Genomic DNA, 5,513 nt, shown 5'->3' on the forward strand with positions numbered 1-5,513 from the left:
CCGTGGGATCGGAATGGCTGTACTATAAGCTGTATTGCGGGCCTTCACTGGCGGATAATATACTTACAGAACAGGTACGGCCTGTGGTGGAAACATTAACAGCAGCCGGTATTATAGACCAGTGGTTCTTTATCCGCTACCTGGACCCCGACTTTCACCTGCGCATACGCTTTCACTTAACGGATACCCGGCAGGCAGGTGAAGCCATTGCCCTGTTAAGCCAGGCCCTGGCGCCTTTACAGGCCTCGCACATGATCTGGAAAACACGCCTGGATACTTATAAACGGGAGCTGGAAAGATACGGCGGCGCTGCCGCCATGGCGCTGTCGGAAAAACTGTTCTTTTACGATAGCCAGGCCACCCTGGAGCTGCTAGCCATGCTAAGCGGCGATGAGCAGGAGAAAATAAAATGGCTATGGGCCCTGAAAGGCATGGATACCTGGCTGAATGATCTTCAGCTGGATGCGGCGGAGAAAAAGGCGTTCATCCTGCAGCAGAAAACAGCCTTTGCACAGGAAATGCAGGTGGATAAACCCATGCGGCAGCAGCTGAACCAGCAGTATGAGCAGCATGCCGGCTACATTCATGAAATTATGGAAGCTATTACCCCGCAGAACCGCTTTTACCCGGTGCTGCAGCTGCTGGAAACACGCAGCCAGCAGATAGCGCCCCTGGCGCAACAGCTGATCCAGCTACGGCAGCAGGGCCGGCTGAATGTTAACTGGTTCCATTTAACAGGCAGCTATGTGCACATGATGATAAACCGGATCATGAGCAGCAAACCGCGGCAGTATGAAATGGCGCTGTATGATATCCTGGACCGGTATGAAGCACGGAAGTATTATTTGGCCAATATACAAAAGGGGTAGCCGAAATACCTTTAAAAGAGTAGGCATTTATTGTTCACCTAACAAAAATCTAAACCATGAGTGTAAAGTCTCAGCAAACCAAGTTTTCCCTGGACGTGTTAGCCAACTGGGATAAACAAAGCCACGAGAAACTGGCTATGCACAAAAGAACCATTGCTAATGTAAGCGAAACTGCTGTAACAGGACGTAAAGGCAAACAGGCAGATTCTATTCTGCACCAGCCTACTACCACTGTTATCAGCACCTCTCACTAAGCATTTGTAACGAGCAGTAAAGATAAAGGCCGTTCCATAGGGGACGGCCTTTGTTTTGATGTGCAAATGTGCGGATATGCAGATGTGCAGATGGAGGGCGAATGTGCTGATGTGCTGATATGCTAATGTGCTGGTGTATGTGACCGGGTTGGTATCATGTGCTGGTTTGTATAGGAAATGACTGGAATATGCAGATGCTGACCGTTAATTAAAGGAGCTACGGAAGGCTGAAGGAGAAAGGCTGGTTTTTTGTTTGAATAGTTTGCTGAGGGACTGCGGGTACTCAAAGCCAAGATAGTAAGCAATCTCACTAACGGATAAACTGGAGGACGCCAACAGCTCTCTGGCCTTTTCAATGAGCTTATTATGAATATGCTGCTGAGTGGTTTGGCCGGTTACCTTCTTTAACAGATCACTTAAATAGTTGGGGGATAAGTTCATTTGCGCAGAAATATACCGGACGGTGGGCAGCCCGTTCTCTTTGAGCTTTGGGCTGTTGATGTATGCTGTTAAAAGGGCCTCCAGCTTTATCAGCACATCATTATTGGTATGTTTGCGGGTAATGAACTGCCGGTTATAAAAACGGTTGGAATAGTTCAGCAGCAGCTCAATATGGGAAATAATTACATCCTGGCTGTAGCTGTCAATGATGGAACAGTACTCCTGCTTAATATTCTCCATGATAGTCTCCATCATTTTCTCTTCACCGGGCGAGAGGTGCAGGGCTTCATCTGCCGCGTAGTTAAAAAAGCCATATTCTTTTATCTTCTGCTCCAGCGCATGACCGCGGATAAAATCGGGGTGCATGACCAGCAGCCAGCCCGCCGGCGGAGGGGTATCGTCCTCATCCCAGGAAAGCATTTGCCCCGGCGCAATAAACGACATTACGCCCTGGTCATGATCATAATAATGCTGCCCATACCTGAACTTGCATTCACAGCCTTTCTTAATGGCAATGGTATAAAAATCTGTGGAGAAATGAACCGTTCCATCCACCGGAATGTATTGAATATCTTCAAATTTAATGACGCTTACCAACGGATGCTCCGGGCCTGGCAGCGATAATAGCTGATGCTGTTCCGTAATGGAATGAATAACATAGTGCATGGCGGCTGTCCTTTTCATATTACTGCTAATTTCACCTTGTTATACCGGGAGGACGTAACCAGATCATGGTTTATTGTATCCAAAACAGGTTCTTTTTTTGGATACAAGTATCTGTAATCCGGTTATGTGCATGCCTGCAACCCACCCGACCTTTACTGCAAAGCAATATGCAGCATTTATGAAAGTTACACTTATTACAGGCGCATCCGGTGGTATTGGGGAAGCGCTGGCCAGGCGGCTGGCAGCAGAAAAGCATCATCTTTTATTGGTGGCGCGTTCGGAAAACAAATTGCGGCAGCTGTGCGATGAGCTTACACGCACCCATACCATTACCGCACAATATGTAGCTACAGACCTGGCAGCAGCATCCGGCCGGCAACAGCTTTTTGAGGAAACGGAAAAGCGCAGGCTTGAAGTGGACTGGCTGATCAATAATGCCGGTATTGGTTCTGCCGGCGACTTTTCAAAACTGCCCCTGGACAGCGAGCTGGATATGATATCCCTGAATGTGGCAGCCCTGGCTGCGCTTACCCATCATTACCTGCAAAAAATGCGGGCGCGTAACAGCGGCACCATTATTAACGTAGCCTCTATGGCGTGTTTTATGCCGGTGCCTTTTATGGCGGCATATGCGGCTACCAAAGCGTTTGTAAGATCATTCACCGGCGCCCTGCAGGAAGAGAACCGCCCCTATAACATTCAGATAATGCTGCTGTGCCCCGGCGCTACAGACACCAACTTTTTTGAAGCGGCAAAAATTGGCGAAGAAAATAAAAGCGCATTCCTGGTCATGGGCATTGAAACACCGGCACAGGTGGCGGCAACGGCTGTCAGCGGCATTCGCCGTAGTAAAAGCGTGGCTATTTCCGGCTTTAAGAACCGGGTTGTGGCAAGGTTAGGAAAACTTATTCCAACATCTGTGATCATACGCAGCTTTGCCAAACAGCACCGTCCTCTCTATGAATAAAGGTTGTGAATGTGCTGATGTGCTAATATGCTAATGTGCTGGTGTATGTGATTGGCGTTATTTATGATTAGATGTATTTATGGCGGCGGTATTTATGGTTGGCGGTATTTATATTAATGAAAAAGGTGCAAATGAAGCGGTTCATTTGCACCTTTAAATTGGGTTACCTGAGCAAAAACCAGCACATCAGCATATTAGCACATCAGCACATCGCTTACTGTTTCACCACCCTCGCAGTGCTTACCTTACCGTTGTGCACCAGCTTCAGCACGTATAAACCTCCGGGTATGTTACCGGGTGTAAACGTGCGGCTATGGCGGCCTGCCGGTAACTGCTCACTGGCCAATACCTTTACTACCTCACCATTGGTATTATATACTGCCAGGTGTACCGGGCCTGCCTGCTGCAGGGTAAATGCTACCGTAGCCGTACTGCCTACGGGATTGGGGAATACGCTCAGCTGCTGCAGCTTATCGCCATATGTATCTGCAGACGCTGCAAACGCCTGCCCGGCCCCTGTTTTGGGCGCTCCTGCGGTTACCTGCCGGCTGCTTTGCGTACCGGTTCTCGCCTTTACCTCTGTGTAGCTGTTCCAGGCGTTCACAGTATTGCCATGGCCTACAATGCGTACATACTTAGCCGTTCTGGCGGCAAACGTAAAAGTTTCCAATGCCAGGGAGGTACCGCTGCTTTGCAGGCCGGTAGCGGCATTCGTGAAGGTAAGGCCATCTGTGCTGGTTTGAATATCAAACAATGCACGGCGGGTATTGCCCTGGTAAAAAGCAATATCCACCCCTGTCACTGTTACAGGATTACTCAAACAGAGCTGGATCCATTGCCCGTCGCCACTGGCAGACCAGCGGGTATTGAGGTCATTATCCAGCACATTGGCCGGTACATTCCCATCATCACTGCTGGCGCTGGCGGGCACACAGGCCGGCGGCGGTGTAGTACCTGCTTCGGGCTTCCACCAGTTACCGGAAATAAACAGCTGGCATAACAGGCTGTAGGAATCACTGTAATAACCGGACTTTTTAGTTTTCAGGAAGTTCCAGCCACTGTTCACAAAAGCCTGGTTAGCGCTGTTGGCCACTGCGGCCGCCACAAACGGCGCTACAAATACTGCTTCAGGATCAGTACCGCTGGTGGCGCCATTCAGCTGGTAGCCATCGCGGATGCTGGCAGGGTTGCCGCCGCTTTTCTGGATGATCCAGCCGGCTATTTTATTGGAAATAGCCTGTGCGCTTGTTGAGCCGTATAATGCATAGTCCATCACTACGCGCAGGGGTACACGACAGGCATTGTAGTTATATTCATTGGTTTGCGGGCCTTCGTCAATAAAGTTCTTAGGAGCGGGCTCCGGCGGATTCTTTACTACGAAATCGGAGATCAAACCGGTAGCGGGTGAATAAGTAGCGCTGAACTGATTGTATACACTGTACAGGTTATTGATCAGATTCAACCAGGCTGCATCATTTGTTTCCTGGTAAAAGGCGCGCATATGGCTTAACATCCAGTCGGAAGGACGGGTGTTCAGCGCACTTTTGCTATCCCAGTCGCCCAGGTTCAGGCGGTTGGTAGTGGTAACATTGGCGGCTTTAATACCATTGGTGATCATTTTCTTAGCTTCGTTCAGGTAGTTGATGGCGCCATCTGATCCCCACTGGTAGTGCGCCAGGATAAGGGAGTAGGCGATATCAATATCGCCGTCTGTTGCGGAATCAAAATGCCCCTGTGCGCTGGCATTGTCTGCTACCACCCAGCCCATAATATTATTATTGATAGAGCTGCGGTATGCACGCGCGGTTTTAAACAGCCCGTCGTAAATAGTGCGGGCATTGGCATCATGACCGGCCATCAGCACCGTAATGACCATACCGTAGCCTTGTCCTTCAGAGGAGCCTAACGGCGTGTAACCGTCGGCGTCACCACTGATCTCTCCTTTAATGTAATAGCCGCCGGGTAATGAAGCCAGGTTGTTCTTCAGGTACTTTGATTTCCAGTAATCATAGAAGCTTGCTACACTGGTGTTCATGTCGGCCTGTGTAACGTTGTTTGGTTTGATACAGCCAGGATAGCTTACAGCTTGTGGAAATGGCTTTTTTTGTGCTTGTACGATCAGGCCTGCAATGCATAGCATGCCGGTTGCCAGTATGGCATAGGGTTTTCTCATAGACACTTGATTTTTAAGGGTGATTAGGTTTTTCTTGTTATAGGTTTTCGTTACTGCGTTGACGTGGTTATACTTCGTAAAGGTAGGGGATAAATTGTGAAATCATTACCGGATGAATATCGGAGGGGCTTGGGGTTTGAGCC

The 5,513-nt window shown here is 49.1% G+C and carries 5 protein-coding genes; 3 read left to right on the forward strand and 2 right to left on the reverse strand.

Annotation, left to right across the window (positions count from 1 at the left end; translation table 11 throughout):
* The coding region (locus VIM87_RS24395) for a thiopeptide-type bacteriocin biosynthesis protein (RefSeq protein ID WP_331999517.1) at positions 1 to 869 on the forward strand (869 nt) is incomplete at its 5' end.
* A gap of 56 nt (positions 870 to 925) precedes the next feature.
* The gene (locus VIM87_RS24400; protein ID WP_331999518.1) at positions 926 to 1,123 is read left to right on the forward strand and encodes a hypothetical protein; all 198 of its coding nucleotides are present in this window, start codon (positions 926 to 928) and stop codon (positions 1,121 to 1,123) included.
* 204 nt (positions 1,124 to 1,327) lie between these two features.
* Here the strand turns inward: VIM87_RS24400 and VIM87_RS24405 are convergent, their stop codons facing one another.
* Positions 1,328 to 2,248, reverse strand: a complete 921-nt coding sequence (locus VIM87_RS24405) for a helix-turn-helix transcriptional regulator (RefSeq protein WP_331999519.1) — start codon at positions 2,246 to 2,248, stop codon at positions 1,328 to 1,330.
* Positions 2,249 to 2,408: 160 nt separating this feature from the next.
* On the opposite strand from VIM87_RS24405, the gene VIM87_RS24410 reads away from it, so the two are divergent.
* Positions 2,409 to 3,197 carry an SDR family oxidoreductase gene (locus VIM87_RS24410; protein ID WP_331999520.1) on the forward strand — a complete coding sequence of 263 codons (789 nt, stop codon included), beginning with the start codon at positions 2,409 to 2,411 and terminating at the stop codon, positions 3,195 to 3,197.
* 214 nt (positions 3,198 to 3,411) lie between these two features.
* Here VIM87_RS24410 and VIM87_RS24415 read toward each other — a convergent pair whose 3' ends face one another.
* Positions 3,412 to 5,370, reverse strand: a complete 1,959-nt coding sequence (locus tag VIM87_RS24415) for a glycosyl hydrolase family 8 (protein ID WP_331999521.1) — start codon at positions 5,368 to 5,370, stop codon at positions 3,412 to 3,414.
* Positions 5,371 to 5,513 lie beyond the last annotated feature (143 nt).

It is taken from the genome of Chitinophaga sp. (assembly GCF_036569125.1).
In the GTDB taxonomy this organism is placed as follows: Bacteria; Bacteroidota; Bacteroidia; order Chitinophagales; family Chitinophagaceae; genus Chitinophaga.